The 19,636-nt window shown below is 39.4% G+C and carries 11 protein-coding genes; 4 read left to right on the top strand and 7 right to left on the bottom strand.

Annotation, left to right across the window (positions count from 1 at the left end):
* The first annotated feature begins 3 nt into the window (after positions 1–3).
* From DSM03_RS15405 to DSM03_RS15395, 3 genes are all read left to right on the top strand, one after another.
* Positions 4–1,956 (top strand): sialate O-acetylesterase, encoded by a 1,953-nt coding sequence (locus tag DSM03_RS15405; RefSeq protein WP_128762646.1) that lies wholly within the window; start codon positions 4–6, stop codon positions 1,954–1,956.
* A gap of 30 nt (positions 1,957–1,986) precedes the next feature.
* Positions 1,987–5,274, top strand: a complete 3,288-nt coding sequence (locus tag DSM03_RS15400; RefSeq protein ID WP_128763302.1) for a VCBS repeat-containing protein — start codon at positions 1,987–1,989, stop codon at positions 5,272–5,274.
* Between the two features lie 119 nt (positions 5,275–5,393).
* The gene (locus tag DSM03_RS15395; RefSeq protein ID WP_128762644.1) at positions 5,394–7,847 is read left to right on the top strand and encodes a glycoside hydrolase family 31 protein; all 2,454 of its coding nucleotides are present in this window, start codon (positions 5,394–5,396) and stop codon (positions 7,845–7,847) included.
* A 514-nt stretch (positions 7,848–8,361) separates the two neighbouring features.
* Here DSM03_RS15395 and pckA read toward each other — a convergent pair.
* From pckA to DSM03_RS15360, 7 genes are all read right to left on the bottom strand, one after another.
* Entirely contained in the window at positions 8,362–9,981 is a 1,620-nt protein-coding gene (gene pckA / locus DSM03_RS15390; RefSeq protein WP_128762643.1) for a phosphoenolpyruvate carboxykinase (ATP), read from the bottom strand.
* 281 nt (positions 9,982–10,262) lie between these two features.
* The gene (locus DSM03_RS15385) at positions 10,263–11,321 is read right to left on the bottom strand and encodes a tartrate dehydrogenase (RefSeq protein ID WP_128762642.1); all 1,059 of its coding nucleotides are present in this window, start codon (positions 11,319–11,321) and stop codon (positions 10,263–10,265) included.
* Between the two features lies 1 nt (position 11,322).
* Positions 11,323–12,216 (bottom strand): alpha/beta fold hydrolase, encoded by an 894-nt coding sequence (locus tag DSM03_RS15380; protein ID WP_128762641.1) that lies wholly within the window; start codon positions 12,214–12,216, stop codon positions 11,323–11,325.
* A gap of 6 nt (positions 12,217–12,222) precedes the next feature.
* Positions 12,223–13,692 (bottom strand): SLC13 family permease, encoded by a 1,470-nt coding sequence (locus tag DSM03_RS15375; RefSeq protein WP_128762640.1) that lies wholly within the window; start codon positions 13,690–13,692, stop codon positions 12,223–12,225.
* Between the two features lies 1 nt (position 13,693).
* Entirely contained in the window at positions 13,694–14,599 is a 906-nt protein-coding gene (locus tag DSM03_RS15370; RefSeq protein ID WP_128762639.1) for an AEC family transporter, read from the bottom strand.
* Between the two features lie 73 nt (positions 14,600–14,672).
* On the bottom strand, positions 14,673–17,675 hold the full coding sequence (locus DSM03_RS15365; protein WP_161567109.1) for a TonB-dependent receptor domain-containing protein: 3,003 nt from the start codon (positions 17,673–17,675) through the stop codon (positions 14,673–14,675).
* 152 nt (positions 17,676–17,827) lie between these two features.
* Positions 17,828–18,991 (bottom strand): FecR family protein, encoded by a 1,164-nt coding sequence (locus DSM03_RS15360; RefSeq protein ID WP_128762637.1) that lies wholly within the window; start codon positions 18,989–18,991, stop codon positions 17,828–17,830.
* A 98-nt stretch (positions 18,992–19,089) separates the two neighbouring features.
* On the opposite strand from DSM03_RS15360, the gene DSM03_RS15355 reads away from it, so the two are divergent.
* Positions 19,090–19,626 (top strand): RNA polymerase sigma factor, encoded by a 537-nt coding sequence (locus DSM03_RS15355; RefSeq protein WP_128762636.1) that lies wholly within the window; start codon positions 19,090–19,092, stop codon positions 19,624–19,626.
* The last annotated feature ends 10 nt before the right edge of the window (positions 19,627–19,636 follow it).

Raw genomic sequence — 19,636 nt, 5'->3', positions numbered from 1 at the left:
CACATGAAGTTTAAAAGAATAACCGGCATCACCTTTTTTATTTTATGCTTGAGTCTTTCGGTACAGGCTGAAGTAAAATTACCTGTTTTAATAAGTGACGGGATGGTGTTGCAGCGGGATGCTAGAGTGCCGGTTTGGGGCTGGGCAGATCCCGGCGAAAAAATCACACTTTCGTTTAAAGGAAAGCAGTATAAAACCACCACTGCTAAAGATGGAAAATGGAGCATAGAACTCCCTGAAATGAAAGCAGGCGGACCTTTTCAAATGCGTATTTCGGGTAATAACCAGCTCGAAATTGATGATATTTTAATTGGAGACGTGTGGTTGTGTACCGGCCAGTCTAATATGGTGCATCAGCTTGATATTCACGATGTGCGCTACGCGGAAGAAATTGCTACTGCAAATAATCCCAACATCAGACATTTCAAAGTTCCTACCACTCCTGTTTTGTCCGGTCCTGAGGAAGATCTTACCGGAGGTGAATGGCAAAAAGCTGTGGGGGAGGAAGTCCGCCCTTTTTCAGCGGTAGCTTATTTCTTTGCTAAAAAAATCTATGAGAAATACCAGATTCCAATTGGGTTAATCAATGCCAGTGTGGGGGGTACTCCCATTGAAGCCTGGATTCCCGAAGAAGGCTATACCAATTTTCCTGAAAAACTTGAGATCATTGAAGAAAATAAAGATACTGCGTTTATAAACCGCCAGAAGCAATTTCAACCCGTTAATTCCGGCCCTAAAGAAATCAGGGATAAGGGTTTGACAGGAGCGCTTCCCTGGTATGATGTAAATTTTGAACCTAAAAACTGGAGACGAATTAATATTCCGGGTTACTGGGAAGATCAGGGAATTAAGGATCTAAACGGCGTCGTCTGGTATCGCAGAGAAGTAGAAATCCCAAAGTCTATGGTCGGCAAAAAAGCCCGACTGTTTATGGGGCGTATTGTAGATGCTGACGAAGTGTATATCAATAGCGTATTGGTGGGGAATAAAACCTATCAATACCCGCAACGCCGCTATGATGTGCCGGATACTTTATTAAAGCCCGGAAAGAATACGTTTACGATCAAAGTCACCAATTATAATGGCAAGGGAGGTTTTGTTCCTGATAAACCCTATTATATTTTTACCGGGCAGGATACTGTTGACCTTAAAGGCTACTGGCAGTATAAAGTAGGTGAGGTGTTTAAACCTTTTGTTCGTTCGCGAAATAACTTAATGGGAGAACCGGTGCGTCGCATTAATCCACAAAATGAGCCTGCTGCCTTATACAACGGGATGATAGCGCCTTATGTGCAATTACCGGTCAAAGGTATTTTGTGGTATCAGGGCGAAAGCAACACGGGTAATCCTCAAGCTTACGATGAATATATGATGGCTTTAATTTCAGGCTTGCGCAGTGTTTTGCAGCAGCCCGAAGCACCTTTTATATATGCACAGTTGCCTAATTTTATGGATGTTTCCTATTTACCGGAAGAAAGCAGTTGGGCCGAATTGAGGGAGTCGCAACTTAAAGCTTTACAGAATTCCAATACGGCGATGACGGTAAATATTGATTTGGGCGAATGGAATGACATTCACCCGGACAATAAAAAAGACGTGGGGGAGCGTATGGCCCTTGCCGGATTGAAGTTGGCCTATGATGAAGATTTAGTGTATTCAGGGCCTATTTATGAAAACGCTACCGTTGAAGATGGTAAAGTGATTTTGAATTTTGAACATACAGGAAGTGGTCTGGTAAGTAATGATGGCGAACCTCTGAGCGAATTTGCGCTGGCAGGGGAAGACGGTAAATTTGTGCGGGCGCATGCAAAAATTGAAGGCGACCGCGTTATCGTTTGGAGCGATGAAATCCCCGAACCAAAATATTTACGCTATGCCTGGGCCGACAACCCTGATAATCCCAATTTATACAATAAGGAAGGTCTACCGGCTTCACCTTTTAGAATTGAGTTATAACTCGCACAAAACCCATTAATTGAATATTTTATGATGCGCTTGACTTATTTTTTTGTTGTGGTTGCGTTTGCAGGGACAATGTACTCCTGTAATGACTCGGGTTTTCAGAAAAAGACGAGCACGGCTGAAACGCTTTTTACCGAAATCTCAAATGAAGACTCCGGGATTCATTTTAAAAATACCGTGACCGAAACGGCGGCTTTCAACATTCTTAATTATTACGATATGTATAATGGAGGCGGTGTAGCTATAGGTGACGTAAATAATGATGGTTTGGAAGATGTGTATTTCACTTCAAACCAAAATTCGAATAAGCTTTACCTGAATAAAGGAGATTTTAAATTTGACGATATTACTGAAGCAGCCGGTGTGGCAGATGCCGAAGGCTGGACGACAGGGGTCACGATGATCGATATTAATGCTGATGGCTGGCTGGATATTTACGTCTGTAAATCGGCTTCTCTGGATAACAGTTTAGAACGCCGAAACAAGCTGTATATCAATCAAAAAGACGGCACCTTTACCGAAGAAGCTGCCAAATGGGGCCTGGCTGACGATGGTTTTTCAATTCAGGTGTATTTTCTGGATTATGATCAGGATGGCGATCTTGATATGTATTTGATCAACCATCGCGATGACTTTTTAAATTCGGTTGACCTCAATGCCATTGTCAACGACGAGCAATTTTACCCGCAAACTTCAGATCACCTGTACCGCAATGACGGCAAAAGTTTTACCGATGTAACTCCGGGTAGCGGTTTAATCAACAAAGAATTCAGTTTGAGTGCTTCTATCGGAGATTTTAATAATGACGGCTGGCCCGATATTTTTGTGGCTAACGACTTCATCACGCCCGATAAGCTGTACATCAACAATAAAAACGGGACGTTTGCTAATGACCTCAATACCAAAATGAAGCACATCTCGTACAGCAGTATGGGCTCAGATTTTGCCGATATCAACAACGACTTTTTACCCGATTTACTGGTTTTAGATATGTCTGCGGAAGATCATCAGCGTGGAAAGCAAAATATGGCCAGTATGAACACCGAAGGATTCTGGTGGATTGTTGAGGCCGGCTTCCATTACCCGTATATGTCCAACGTTCTTAATTTGAACAACGGGAATGGGTATTTTACCGATATCGCTCAGGTTTCCGGAGTGTCAAAAACCGACTGGAGCTGGGCGCCACTCATTGCCGATTTTGACGGCGATGGCTTTAAAGATATTTTCATCACAAACGGAATTAAACGCGAGATTGCCAATCAGGATTTTGGCAGGTTTCTCGATGCCAACGAGGGTTCGCTGGAGCAAATGCCTATTGACAGCATTCTCAAGGAAATGCCTTCAGACAAGCTTCAGAATTATGCTTTTAAAAACAACAAAGACCTTTCCTTTAAAAAAGTGATCGAGGACTGGGGTTTTACTCAGGCGGTGAATTCAAATGGGGTTGCTTACGGGGATTTAGATAACGATGGTGATCTGGATCTGGTAGTAAACAATCTGGAGGATGAGGCTGGTATTTACCGCAACAATTCCACCGCAAATTACATAAGTCTTAAGCTCAAGGGCGATGCCAAAAATCCACTGGCAATAGGTTCTAAGGTAAAAGTGTTTACAGATAGCACACAGCAGTATCAGGAACTCTACTTATCGCGGGGATATCAATCTTCCGTTTCCCCGGTTTTGAATTTTGGCGTAGGAGAAGAAGAGCAAATCTCAAAAATAGAAGTGGTTTGGAATACCGGGAAAGTTTCGGTTTTAGAAAATATTCAGGCCAATCAAATCCTCAGCTTATCTGAGGCTGAAGCCACAAATTCAGTTGAAACGCCTAATGAACGTCCAGAACATTTCGAACGTATAGATCCGCGAGAGCTTGGTTTGGCCTATGCGCATGAAGAAAATGATTTTAATGATTTTTCACGGCAGGTATTATTACCGCAAAAACAATCGCAGCAAGGTCCGGCTTTTGAAGTGGCAGATGTAAATAATGACGGACTTGAAGACGTATTTCTGGGTGGTGGTTCCGGCCAGGCAGCTCAGTTGTTCATTCAGCAAAAGGATGGAAAATTTGAACAAATTCCACAAGCCGCTTTTGAGTCAGATAAAGCCTATGAAGATAATGGAGCGCATTTTTTTGATGCAGACGGGGATGGGGATTTGGATTTATATGTCGCCAGCAGCGGTTATGAGCTTGCGGAAAATGATAGCAAACTACAAGACCGGCTCTATCTGAATGATGGTACGGGAAGTTTTAGCGCTTCTTCGGCTTTGCCAAAAATGCTAACAGGATCTAAAGCGGTTGTTTCTTTAGATTACGATCAGGACGGTGATTTGGATTTAATTGTAGGAGGAAGAATTGTTCCCGGTAAATACCCGTTGTCTCCACGCTCTTATATTTTAGAAAACCAAAGTGGAAAATTTGTAGATGTTACCAAAACGGTTGCACCAGATTTTGCTGAAGCGGGATTGATCAATGACCTGCTTTTGTCTGATTACGACGGGGACGGCGATCCCGATTTGTTGGTAGCAGGGGAGTGGATGCCCATTACGGTCTTTGAGAATCAAAACGGAAGCTTTCAGCCTTCAGAAATAGAAGCGTTAAAAGAGACATTCGGCTGGTGGAATAGCATTGCTGAAATTGATTTTGACCAGGATGGGGATCTGGATTATTTCGTAGGAAACCTGGGTGCAAATAATAAGTTTCATCCCTCCTCAGAAAAGCCGCTGCATATCTACGGTAACAATTTTGACGGAGATGCCAATTACGATATGATTTTGAGTAAGGTGTACAAAGGCAGTCTGGTGCCCGTTCGCGGTAAAGAATGTTCTACGATGCAGAATTCTTTTGTAAGCGAAAAAATCAAAACCTATAAGGAGTTTGCCAATTCTACACTAACTGATATTTACGGCAGCGAGCAGATTGCTAATTCGTATCACAAACAAGCTACCGAATTTGAGTCGGTTTATTTGGAAAATTTAGGGAATGGTGATTTTAGAATTAAACACCTGCCGGTTGTCGCGCAGCTGGGGCCAACGATGTCGTTTGCATTTAGTGATATAAATAAAGATGGTCACCTGGATGTTGTTGGAATAGGCGCTATTCACGAAGCTGAAGTAGAAACGGTTAAATACGATTCAAACGTGGGCTACGTATTGCTGGGAGATTCAAAAGGTGGGTTGAAGCCGTATAAAGACATCAGTTTTTATAATGACCTCAATGCAAAGCATATGAAGCAGATGAATATAGGCAACGAAAGCTATTTATTGATAGCCAATAATAACAGGCCCCTAACCATCTTCAAAATCAAAGCCTAAACTTTCGTAAATAATTAGATTTCAACATAAACTCTTGCAGTTAATTTTTAAATGTGTAAATTACATTTAAAATCAGTCGGTTTTACGGCTTTCTAAAATTAACTTGAGACAGGTAACCCATGAAATCTATTTTTTTAGGTGCACTAAGCGCTTTTTTAATCTTTACGAGCTGTGCTCGCCAATCCTATGAAACATTTAATTCTGGCGTAAAAACGCAAATCGATTCTACAAATGTGCGTATTGAATTTGTTTCTCCTTCTATAGTTCGTATTCAGAAACATCTTGAAGGACATCCTTTTGAAAAAAAGAGTCTTTCCGTAATCAAAAAACCAGAAGAGGTTTCTTTTGGAGTCCAAGACATGGAAAACGGCTTTGCTTTGACCACGGCAGAATTGCGTGTGGAGCTAGATACGCTAACCCATTCGATACGTTTTTTTAAACCGGACGGAAGTCTTTTGCTAAGTGAAAGCACAAGTTCTTTTAAACCTTTTGTAGATAATGGGAACGAAACATTTACCGTTAAACAAGGCTGGACTTTAGAAGCCGACGAACCCATTTACGGTCTGGGGATTTTGCAAAATGGTAAAATGTCTCAACGCAATCAAGAAGTAGAAATGGTTCAAAATAATACCTGGGATTTTTCGACCTTTTTTCAATCGCCAAAAGGCTATGGCGTTTTTTGGGATAATTATTCACCAACCACGTTTAAAGATGATACTGCAGAAACTTCTTTTTCTTCTCAGGTAGGTGATGGTATTGATTATTATGTGATGGCGGGCGACAATGCTGATGCCGTTATTGCAGAAATGCGTGATCTTACCGGTGAAGTTCCTATGGTTCCGCTTTGGACTTATGGTTTTTGGCAAAGCCGGGAGCGCTATAAAAGTCAGGAAGAAACCGTAGGGGTGGTGCAAAAGCATCGGGAATTGGGAGTTCCGCTAGATGGAATTATTCAGGACTGGCAATATTGGGGTGATAATTACCATTGGAACGCGATGGATTTTGGAAACCCCGCATTTCCGGACCCTCAAAAATTTGTTGACGATGTTCACGGGCTTAATGCGCATCTTATCATTTCAATTTGGTCCTCTTTTGGTCCCGAAACGCCTCAGTTTAAAGAACTGAAAGAAAAAAATATGTTAATGGATTTCCAGACCTGGCCACAGTCGGGTAAAGAAGGTTGGCCACCTGATATGAATTATCCTTCCGGCGTACAGGTTTACGATCCGTACAATCCGGAGGCGCGTGATATTTATTGGGAATATTTAAGCAAGAATTTATTTTCTTTAGGTATAGACGGTTGGTGGATGGATTCTACCGAGCCTGATCATTTAGATATCAAGGATGAAGATTACAACAATGAGACCTATCTGGGCTCTTTCCGCAAGGTGCGTAACGCTTTTCCGCTGGAGACGGTAGGAGGTGTTTATGATCATCAGCGTGAGCAGTCGTCAGATAAGCGGGTGTTTATCCTTACACGCTCGGGTTTTGCCGGACAACAACGTTATGGGGCCAATGTATGGTCGGGCGATTTAGGTTCATCCTGGGAGTCTTTGCGCAACCAGATTCCTGCCGGTCTGAATTTTACACTTACCGGTAATCCCAATTTCAATACAGACATTGGTGGGTTTTTCGCGGGGGCTTACAACAAGTCTTGGAATGACGGCACAGCTTCTGTAAATCCATTGTTTCAGGAATTATATGTGCGTTGGATGCAATACGGGGCGTTTACCCCAATGATGCGTTCGCACGGTACTGAGATGAAGCGCGAGATTTATCATTTTGGCGAAAAAGGCGATGCTATTTACGATGCCATTCAGAATGCAATCGAATTACGCTACAGTTTACTTCCCTATATCTACACGACTTCATGGGAGGTCACCCACAATCAGGATAGTTTTATGCGCGCTCTAGTGATGGATTTCCCGCAGGATAAAAAAACCTGGGATCTTAAAGAGGAGTATATGTTTGGTGATGCGATTCTTGTAGCGCCGGTACTCGAAGCACAATACACGCCTGAGAAAATTATAAAAGTAGATGAAGAAACCGGCTGGAATAAAGGCAAAGAACGAGGAGCCGAAGGATACCCAATAGTTGATTTTACGGAGACCAAATCGGCAACGGTGTATTTACCCGAGGGAAGCGCATGGTATGATTACTGGACGAACGAAAAGTTTGAAGGCGGTCAGGAAATCGCAAAAGAAACAACTATAAATACAATTCCGCTGTATGTAAAAGCCGGAAGCATTTTGCCCATAGGTCCTGAAGTGCAGTATGCCGAAGAAAAGCCCTGGGACAATCTGGAAATTCGTGTTTATGAAGGGGCAGACGGAAGTTTTAGCCTGTATGAAGATGAATTTGATAACTATAACTACGAGAACGGAGCCTATTCTACCATCTCATTTACGTGGAATGATGCTAACCAAACTCTTGAGATCGCAGATCGTAATGGGAATTTTGACGGAATGCTTCAGGAGCGTAAATTTCAAATTGTAAAAATAGGAGCAGACGGTTCGGTTTCTACACCTCAAATCGTAGATTATTCAGGGGCTGCTGTTGAGGTAAAGCTTTAGATACAGTCTTTAACCTAAAATTAAAAAGCCCTTTGAATAGCTATTCAAAGGGCTTTTTTTGAAGTTAAGTGAGCAGATGCATAGTGTAAAGAAATATTTATTTTAAAAGCCTAAGGTATCACTTTCTAGAAAGTACGTATCGATTTTTTCCTATACCATAAGCACAGGCGGTTGGTGTTCTCTAAGATAAGCCTGCTACTTTGGTACTGTTTTAGATTATTTTGATAGACCTACCATAAATCGATGTTCACTTTTTTACGTGTAGATCAAGACCCTACAGAGCTATTTAAATATCATAATTAGCTTTCTAAACCATACCTGTCTATAAACAGTTTGCCACTACAAGGTCACGATATTACTAACTTAAAAGAGGTATAGTCTGTCCTGAATAATTTGTGATTTCACTAAAAGCAGTTATTCAATAATAATAATAATAATAGAAAGAAACAGGCTGTCTAAAATAATTTAGGTTACCTCTTTCTAAAAATTATCAAGGGATGAAAGAAAATTCAAATCAAAAATCAAAACGCTGCGGACCTCCTCGTCGAATGTCTTCATTAGCGTAGGATTCAAATTTTTCAAAGTTTTTACGGAATGCATTTGACAGTTTAAATGCGGCCTTATAATATGCTGCATCATCATCCCAGGTTTTACGGGGACTCAATAAAAGATCCGGAACTCCGGGACAGGTTCTGGGTTGCGCAACTCCAAATACGGAATGAATATGATAATTCTCATATTTATATTCAGGATCAATGCTTCCATCAAGAATTGCATTAATCATAGCTCGTGTATATTTTAGTTTTATACGAGTACCTACGCCGTAGGCACCCCCGGTCCATCCGGTATTGATTAACCAAACATTTGCACCACTGCGCTTGATTTTCTCATTTAACATTTCAGCATACTTCGTGGGGTGTAAAGGCATAAACGGGGCACCAAAACATGCTGAAAAGGAGGGCTGTGGCTCAACAACTCCAGCTTCTGTTCCGGCAACTTTCGCTGTGTATCCAGAAATAAAATGATAAGCAGCCTGACTCGCGGTCAGTTTAGAAACCGGGGGTAAAACGCCAAAAGCATCTGCGGTCAGGAAAAAGATATTTTTTGGAGTTCCTGCTACAGAGGGGATTTGAATATTGTCAATGTGATGTATAGGGTAACTCACACGTGTATTTTGAGTAATCGATGTATCTTCAAAATCGACTACTCCATTTTCATCCATAATTACATTTTCTAAAATAGCACCTTTCTTAATCGCACCATATATCTCGGGTTCCTGCTCTTTAGAAAGATTGATCACTTTTGCATAGCAACCGCCTTCAAAATTAAAAACACCGTTTTCTGAAGTCCAGCCGTGCTCATCGTCACCGATTAGCTTCCGGTTTTGGTCTGTAGACAGCGTAGTCTTCCCGGTACCCGAAAGGCCAAAAAAGATTGCGGTATCGCCATCCTCTCCCACATTTGCAGAACAATGCATGGGCAGTGCATCCCTGTAAACGGGTAAAATGAAATTCAATGCTGAGAAAATACCTTTTTTGATTTCACCGGTATACCCGGTTCCTCCAATTAATGCAATTTTCTTGGTGAAATTTAATATCGCAAAATTGTGTTGTCTGGTGCCATCTACTTCGGGATCAGCCATAAAACCGGGAGCATTGATAACCGTCCACTCCGGGTCAAAATCCTTTAGTTCGTCTTCAGTGGGTCTTAAAAACATATTATACGCAAACATGTTAGACCACGGATATTCATTGATTACCCTAATGTTTAATCTATATTCTTTTTCTGCACAGGCATAAGCATCTCGAACAAAGAGTTCTTTCTCATTCAGATATTGAATTACTTTTTCATGCAGCGCATCAAAAGCATCACTATTAAAAGGAATATTAATGTCGCCCCACCACACTCTATTTGCAGTTATATCATCTTTCACAATAAAACGATCCATAGGTGATCTACCGGTGAACTCTCCCGTATTTACAGCAAGAGCTCCAAGAGAGGATTCTTTGCCCATACCCTTGTCAATTGTGATTTCATGCAGTTGCTCAGCACTTAATTGATAGTGTATATTTTTGTGTGTAATTCCATATTCTACTAAAGATGGAGATTTATTCGATTTTACTTGATCTATCATAAGAAGTGTTTTTAATTATTCAGGTATAGTTGATTAGCGAAATCGTTTGCTAAACCCAATATTCTTTGTTCATCTCTTTATTATAGGATGCAGTTTTTGGTAAATACCCCTATTCATTTTGGAAGGAATCTCTAAATAAGTCTTCTGGAAGCGCATCCTGCAAGACGGGTTTTGATTATTTTTACCAACCATAAAATCAGTATCAACACTTTTCTACTGCAGCACAAAATTCAGGTTGGGCAAAGGAGTATTAATGCAAGATGTCTACTAAACAACTAAAATTATTTAGTTATTATATTTTGAATTAACGCATCAGTTACCTCTACGGTTGAAGCATTTCCGCCTAAATCAGGTGTTAAAACATTACCCTCAGCCGTTAGCTGTTCTATCGCATTTTCGACTAATGCAGCAGCTTCATATTCACCAAAATGCGTCAACATCATCGCCGCAGTCCAAACAGAAGCGATGGGATTTGCAACATTCTTACCGGCAATATCTGGTGCGCTGCCGTGTACGGGTTCAAACATACTCGGAAACTCTTTCTCCGGGTTTAAATTAGCCCCAGGAGCAATGCCCATACCACCTATAACAGCCGGCCCTAAATCGGAAAGGATATCACCAAAAAGATTGCTTGCTACAACTACATCAAATTCGTGAGGCCTTGTTACAAAATGAGCGGTCAGAATATCAATGTGAAACTGCGATTGTACTACGTCTGGATACAATTTACCTATGGCCTTAAAGCGCTCGTCCCAATAGGGCATGGTGTGAATAATACCATTAGACTTGGTAGCACTGGTCAATTTCTTGTTTCTTTTGTTTGCTAATTCGTACGCATACTTCATTACCCGGTCAACTCCTCGTTTTGTGAATATGCTTTCCTGCACGACCAATTCGTGTTCAGTACCTTCATTCAACCTTCCTCCAATTGACGAATACTCACCCTCATTATTCTCCCGAACAATGTAGAAATCTATGTTTCCGGGATTCTTCAACGGAGAGTCAACTCCCTTGAGCAGTTTTACAGGTCTGAGATTTACATATTGCTGAAAGGTTCTTCGAATAGGAACAAGTAAGCCCCAAAGGGAAACATGATCCGGAACTCCGGGATAACCAACAGCCCCGAGAAAGATACCATCACTATCTCTCAGTTTTTTCAGGCCGTCATCATCCATCATTTTTCCGTGGTTTTTATAGTATTCACAAGAATAGTCATAATGTTTATATGAAATTTCAAAACCACACTGAACCGCTACGGTATTGAGAAGTCTAATTGATTCAGGTACGACTTCTTTTCCTATTCCATCTCCCGGTATTACTGCAACTTCATACTTTTTCATGCTAATTCTTCGGTTTTAAAGGTTTAAAAAAGTTAATCAAAGCGTTCGTTGTTTCAGCAGGAGCTTCTTCGGGCAAATAATGACCACAGGGCAAACCCAATCCAGTCACATCATCTGACCAGATTTTCCATTCTTCGATAACATTATATTTTCGGCCAACAAACGCTTTTTCGCCCCAAAGACAGAGAACAGGACAGACTAATTTTTTACCCGTATCAATATCAAATTGATCCAGCTCCAGATCTATTGTTGCCGAAGCTCTATAATCTTCACAACTGGAATGTATAGTCTCAGGAGTAAAGCAGCGTAAATAGTGTTGTCTTGCTTCCTTAGTTATTGCCGTTTCATCTCTGCCCCATTGACCCAATTTTTTGTTCAGGAAATACTCAGGGTCTGCGCCTATCATTTTTTCTGGAATATCATAAGGTTGAATCAGGAAAAACCAATGGTAGTAGGCCTTTGCAAATCCCATATCGGTTGTTTTGTACATAGTATAAGTAGGTGCAATGTCCAGAACCGCCATTTTCAATATAACTTCAGGATAATCTAAAGCCATACGATGACCCACTCTACCGCCACGGTCATGACCGGCCAAATAGAATTGATCAAACCCAAGAGATTGCATCAATAAAATCTGATCCTTGCCCATTTCGCGTTTTGAATAGGGGGAATGATCGGCTTCAGTCGGTGGATTACCACTATCCCCGTAACCTCTTAAATCTGACGCAACAACCGTAAACGCGTTTGCGAGTTGGTCTGCAATTTTATGCCAGATGCAGTACGTCTGCGGATAGCCATGCAATAAAAGTAAAGGCGGACCACTACCACCAATAACATAGTTTATTTCAACACCGTTAACCTGTTTAATATGATTTTTAAATGCTTTGAATATCATAACTTTTTATTTCTCCAAATGCTTAGGGAAACTATCTATTGCCATGTCCCATAATTCCGGAAGCAGGAAATACGTAAATAGCGTGAGTATAACTATAGAAATAATGTTCATTAAAAACCCTTTATTCACCATATCCGGTATTCTCAGATAACCCGAACCAAAAACTACCGCATTAGGCGGTGTGGCAACGGGTAACATAAATGCACAGGAAGCTGCAACAGCCGCACCTACCATTAACACAAAAGGATGTACATCTATTTTTAAAGCCATAGGTGCCAAAACGGGCAACAACATGGCCGTAGTGGCCAGGTTTGAAGTAATCTCGGTCAAAAAATTAACGGCTGCTATCAGGATGAGTAACAATAAAAATAGATGAAGCCCGGAAAGACTTCCCATTTGAGAACCTATCCATATAGCTAACCCACTGGATTCAAAACCTTGCGCGAGAGCCATGCCACCTCCAAAAAGTAAGATGATTCCCCACGGCATTTTTACCGCTTCATCCCAATTAATCAAAGTTCTGGTTCTTTTCTTATTAGGAATAAGAAACAATACTATAGAAAAAAATACCGCTATAATTGTATCATCAAGAGCGGGGAAAATTGCCTGTAACAGATAAGATCTTGTAATCCAGCAGAAAGCAGTAAGTCCAAAAACCAAGGCGACCATTTTTTCTTCATAGCTGATCTTACCTAAATTATTCAATAAGCGTTTAATTTCTGTTTTGCCTCCCGGAAACTTCTTTTGCTTGAAAGTAAAAGCAGACCGCGTAAGATATACCCAACAAATAAATAACAGTATTAGGGAAATGGGCAAGCCAAACATGAACCACTGCATAAATGTTATTTCATACCCATAGGTATCTGAAATAACCCCGGCTAGCACCAAATTGGGAGGCGTACCTATGAGTGTCGCAACACCGCCAATTGATGCGCTGTAAGCGATGGCAAGCATAAGCGCCTTACCAAAAGTCTGGTTCTCATCTTCAACAGTATCAGGGTTATCCTGCAATTGCTTTATTATGGCAACGCCTATAGGCAGCATCATGACCGATGTTGCAGTATTGGAAATCCACATAGATAAAAAGGCCGTAGCACACATAAATCCCAAAATGATCATACGCACGTTGGAGCCTATAATATTGATGATATTTAACGCAATACGCTTGTGGAGGTTCCATTTTTCAATAGCAATGGCAATTATAAAGCCACCCATATACAGAAATATATATTTATGTCCAAAGGAAGCTGCCGTTGTTTCCAGGTCCAAACCGCCAGATAGCGGAAACAGTACCAAGGGTAACAAAGCTGTTATTGAAATGGGTAAAGCCTCGGTTATCCACCAGATAGCCACCCAAGCAGTACCTGCCAAAATTGCAACTCCCTCCTTAGAAAGTCCTTCAGGATGGATGAAAAAGTAAATCAGAAAAAAGGCGAGTGGACCAAGAATGAGTCCAATTATTTTCTTTGTATTCATGTTAGTAGATTAAAAAGTAAATTAGAATTACGGTCAAAATAGATATGGGTATACCCAGGCCGGGCATTAAAAATGATAAATCTGGTTTTAAACCAAGTTCTGCAGCAACGATTGCAATTGTATTCATAGATCCAAGACCGGCACCAAGTACACATACCTTTGCAACTAACGTATTATGTTCTCCCAAAAAAAGGAAAAGTAAAAATACTAGAAGTGGAGCTATTATAAGTTTATAAGATTGTCCCAAAAGGAAAAAGTTTTTATTGCGTTTTACAGATTTCATACTGACGTTAAGCCCAATGGTGAACAAAGCCAAAAATGAAAACGGTTTTGCTAGTATGGTAAGTGTTTCATTTATAAAATCAGCAAATTTGGTATTGGTAAATAGCAGTATAAATGCCAGCACCATTGCCAAAAAGGGTGGAAATACAACAATATCCTTAATGAGCTTCGCAGGGCTTGTTTGTTTTTGGGCGTACCAAAAACCGGTAAAAACACCTATCGTATTACAGACCACAAATGTACCTGCAAGAGAAAGAATAATACCCATTGCAAGACCTTTTGATCCTAAAAACATCTCAAAAATAGGGAAGCCTGCAAATGAAATACTTCCTATTCCGGAAGTCATTATGAGCACGGCTCGAGTTTTTCTTTCAATAGGCTTAAACAAATTAATCAGTTCAAAAAAGAGAAAGGAAAAACCGTATATAATCCAGGGCGATATAATTAGCCAGATGTGTTTTTTAGAAAATTCAATCTCCGGTAGATATCGTAAGGTTAGTATAGGTATAAAAAAATGAATAAGCAGTTTGTTGAGTTTTCCGCCTAGGCCTTTGGGCGTTACGCTGTATTTTTTACAGAGTATGCCTATTAGTAAAAATGCAAAAAGGAATATTGTTTTTTCCATAATTTTAAAGAAGTGGCCCCCGTAGGAGCCACTTTCTACAAACAATCTAACTCAAACAACGCAATTAGAATTTTTAAAAATTAATGTTCAAACTTGTATAATAGTATGCTCCATTAAATCCAAACTGATTTGAATTTCTAGAATATGGGATCTGACCACTTGAATAGTTAGAGGCCTGACCTATAGCACCATCTCTTGTGTTATTCCACTTATCTGGATACGTATCAAAAATATTGTTGCTACCTATAGACCATGTGAAATTGTCACTAAATCTAAATGAGATTGATAAATCGACTAGCGCTTTATCACTAAATACCTGTACTAGTCTATCTCCCGAATCACTTTCAATTACGTTAGGATCTTCCAGGGATAAACCACCACTTGCTGCCTGAACTTCTCCAAAGTGTGTCATACGACCTATAAAACCAAATCTACCTGTATTGTAATTAAGGCTGGCCAAAAGTTTGTATCGTGGCTGTGCTACTTCTATTAATTGGGTTGCAACCTCACCTAGTAGTTTAAAATCAGGATCACCGCCAGCGGTAAGCTCAGCAGGTGCAGCTTGTTGACTTACAACCTCTGTTTGGTTTAAGGTCAAAGCTAAACTCCCTGAGAAATTACTTTTCTCTGAAAATCGCTCTTTGTAAGCTGCTACAATATCTACACCGGTTGTTTTGGTACTAATTGCATTTGTGAAGAAACGAATTTCACTCGCTTCGGGAAACAGCGCAGCAACTGCTGGAAAATCACCTGTATCCAATCTTTCGGTAATAACAATTCGATCATTAATATCTATGCGGAAAGCATCTGCAGTAAACAGTAACTTACCTCCAAGTAATTTAGCAGTAACACCTACGTTATAGTTATTTGAAATTTCTGCCTCTGGATCTTTAACACCTAATTGAGCCAATCTAGGGTCGTCACTAGATACTTGCTTAGTAATCACGATTACATCATTTTGTACTGTAGACGTATTTACCCGGTTACCTATCTGTGCTACAGATGGAGCTCTAAAACCTCTGTTGTAAGAACCTCTTAATGCTAGGTTTTCAGTTAATTTATAACGCCCTGCCAGTTTACCGGATAAGTTACCTCCAAAATCACTGTAATTTTCATAACGAACAGCTGCTGCAACTAATAACTTTTCAGAAAAATCTTTTTCGACGTCAACGTACATAGCAAAATTGCTTCTTGATAAATCATTTTCATCAATATCTGCGATACCTGGTCTTGCACTTGATCCTATTGCTTTACCTTCTGTTGCTAACGGTCCAACTTCAAAGGATTCGGGAGAACCTTGCTTTAACAAAAATCTATCTGTACGATACTGTGTTCCAAAGGCTAAGTTAAAGGTTTCGCTAAGCGCTTTAGACATGTTGAATTCACCTATTGTTTGTCTAAAGTCATACCTTCCCACTTTAAATTCTGTGGGTGATGCAGTACCCATCGAGGGATTCACCGTGTTATTAGCAAAAAGATCCAGATAGTTTCTACCGTAACTAAGGCTTAAGTCATAGTTCCAACCTTCTCGTGTAACTCTATCTACACCTACCACGGTTGAAACATCTACAGAAGAACCTGGAAGTTCTGGTACAAAACCATCAGGAAAAATACCTAAAGCCGAATTTCCAAAATTGGAAGGTGCTCTAAAAAAACCGTAGGCTAAAATATCTTTTCTTGATACTCCTCCAAAACTGTATAATTTCCAATCTTTTGTACCTATTGGCAATCCTGCGTTGTAAAATGCCTGATAAGTATCATTCTCATTTGAACCATAATTACCTACAACAACATCTCCCTGTGGGTAATAACCTCTATCTTCTCTTGGATTAGCTGTATCATACGGAAAGTCTGGAGTAGGGCCCGTTTGATCGTAGTCATCTGGTGTAACGGGATATATTCTTCCTGTATAAGTATCAGACCTGTTAGTTCCAGAAAAGGTAAACATCTCTAAGGTTGTGTTTAAATAACTACCCTCTTTACCTAAACCAAAACCGTAATTGATACTGTGCTTAAAAGTAACACCATCGCCTTCCTTATGAATACCAGCTGTACCAATATACGTACCTTCTCCTACTGATTTATTTAAGTTTAAATTGATTATACCTGATATTGCGTCTGAACCGTACTGTGCAGCTCCACCGTCACGCAATACTTCAATTCTGCTAAGCGCACCAGATGGGATGGAGTTGATATCTGTAACAATGGTACCTAAACCTGGAGAAACATTTAAATTCAGTGTTGAAAACTGATGTCTTCTTTTCCCATTGATTAATACTAAAGATTGGTCAGGAGACATCCCTTTTAAAGTTGCAGGTTCTGCATAGTTTGTGGTACCGTTAACACCATATTTTGCAGAGTTGAATGATGGGGAAGAGAATTGAATTTGCTGACCTAAATCTGTTTGACCTGTCAGAGCCAATTCTTTAGCCTCTACCACGTCTACCGGTACCGGACGGTTAACATCTGTTCTGGGTTTACCTCTTGATCCTACAAGAACAACATCGTCAAGTTGGGCAGCAGCGGCTTCTAATTGAATATCAATCGTGTTTTTACCCGTAATGTCTACTTCAGTTGTTTTAAAGCCTACATAAGATATTACCAGAATATTCTTATCTGCGGGAACCTCAATTGTAAAATTTCCATCAAAATCTGTTGTAGCACCTATGGTGGTTCCTTTAACCAGGATATTAGCTCCAGGCAACGGGTATCCTCCATCGTCTTTGACTACTCCATTTACAACAGATTGCATTGAAACAGGATTAGAACTGAACTGTTCTTTTTTGGTCAGGACAATTTGCTTTCCGTTGAAGACAAAATTAAAATGGGCTATATCAGAAAGATTTTTAAGCACATTCTCAATATTCTCTTTCTTAGCAGAATAAGAAATTTTCCTAGCTACATCGATTTCGTTGACGTTGTAAAAAAAACTGTAATCAGATTGTGACTCAATCTCATCCAATACTTTTTGCAGCTGAACCTCTTTGACATCAAATTCAATTTTATCTTGTGATAAAACCGTATTTGCAGATAATTGAAATAAAGCAAAAAATGTTAAGACTAAACTTATTTTCATTTTAAAGTTCATTTTTTTTCCAAGTTCCTGTTTTAGAAGAACAAGGTTTCTTCCATGATTTTTCATAATTTTAGGTGTGTTTAGATTGTTAGAATTATTACTGATGATCTATTATAAAAAAGGGGGTGTTCGCAGCACTTCCTTTTTCTTTTCTAATTAGATATTGTTATAACATTATTGTTTTTTTCATAGTTGAACGGTGTGCTTAACGCAATGGTCTTTAAGACTGTTTCCAAGTCCTCGTTATTAAATTCTCCTTTAAAAACTTCATCATCCAGATTTTTAGCTTTATTGATGAATTTCACATCGTAAAGGCGCTCCAGTTTTACCAGGATTTCTGAAAATTTTAGATTATTTACAATTAATTTGTCCTGCATCCAGGCGGTATAGATTTCTGTATCTACCACGGCTTTATCAAGCTTGCCATCCTTTTTATTATAAGAAGCCTGATAGCTTGGGGATAATCTCAATTCTTCTTCCGGAGCACTATTTCTATAAACACTTACGGCTCCCTCCACCAACGTCGCAGTTACAGACTCGTTAGTATCATATGATGAAAGATTGAATTTGGTTCCTAAAACTTTAACGTCTATATCATTCGCATTAACAATGAAAGGCTTTTTAGCATTTTTGGTCACCTCAAAGAAACCTTCGCCCTCGAGGAATACTTTTCGCTCTGCTGTTGAATTCACAAATTGCTGCGGAAAACGCAACTTGGAACCAGAATTTAGATGTACTGTTGTGCCATCTGACAAGACGATCTTAAATTTTTCGCCGTAGGGAATATATATTTCGTTGTAAATTAACTCTTCTGAAGTTGAAGATTCATTTGATACGAACGACAGGGAATTATTGTTATTCTTAGCAACGATGTTTCCGTTTTTATCTCTAATCTGGTTCTCATCTTTTGCACTCAGCACTCTTTGGGAACCATCAGCAAGTGTTATGACAATTTGATCTGTTGAATCAAAAGCATTTTCAGGTTTCGCCACTTGCCCATTTACAAATTCTTCGTTAGTGTACTCATTCACTTGATAACCTATTGTAAATAACAAACCAAAGATGGCAGCATACTTTAGTATGCGATACGCTAATCTAGGTGTTTGCTTCTTAGCTTTTGTAGCTGTTATAAATTTTTGATAAGCCTTTTCGGCGTCAAAATTTATCGAGCTATCCGGATTATATTTTTCTATCTTCTTTTTAAAGAGCTCTAAATGATCAGGATCTTCAAGAACCCATTTTTTTAATTCAAGCTTTTCCTTACTGGAAATAGTCCCTTTTAAAAACTTATCGATAAGTATTATTTCTGATTTCATTGTTGATATAGTCAGTTTGTCAACTATATGATACAATTTTGACAAAAAACCCCTATCTATTTTAAATTTTTATTAATTTAGAAATTATGATATACTAAATGGACGATAAAAAATTATTAAAAAAGTTACGTAAAGGAGATACTGCTGCGTATAAATATTTGTTTTCAACATATTATACATGGTTGTGTAATTACGTATTAAAACTTTGTAATGATCCCAGTCTGGCAGAGGACATAGTACAGGAGACGATGATTAATTTTTGGGAGAAAAGAGACACAATTTTAATAACGACTTCATTAAAGAGCTATTTATTCCGTTCTTGTCACAATCAATTCTTACAACATATAAGAAAACAAAAGATAAAGTTTGATTTTCTTGATAATATTCGATGGGAGGTTATCGCAAGTGCGCAAAAAGAGGATACTAGTGAAAGAGATCGCGATTTAGAAAAGCTAAATAATCTTATAGATAAGCTACCACCACGGTGCAAAGAGGTTTTTATTAAAAATAAGATTCAGAAAAAAAAGTATAAAGAAATTGCTGTTGACTTGGGGATTTCAATAAAGACTGTAGAAAATCAAATGTCTAAAGCCCTTCACTTTTTAAAGGAGAATGCTAATTCTTTTTTTATCTAGCGATACACCT

Origin of the sequence: Leeuwenhoekiella aestuarii, from assembly GCF_004104055.1 — a bacterium.
GTDB classification, from domain to species: Bacteria; Bacteroidota; Bacteroidia; order Flavobacteriales; family Flavobacteriaceae; genus Leeuwenhoekiella; species Leeuwenhoekiella aestuarii.
The sequence above is the reverse complement of the archived record's forward strand: the minus strand, read 5'-3'. Positions and strand labels throughout refer to the sequence as shown.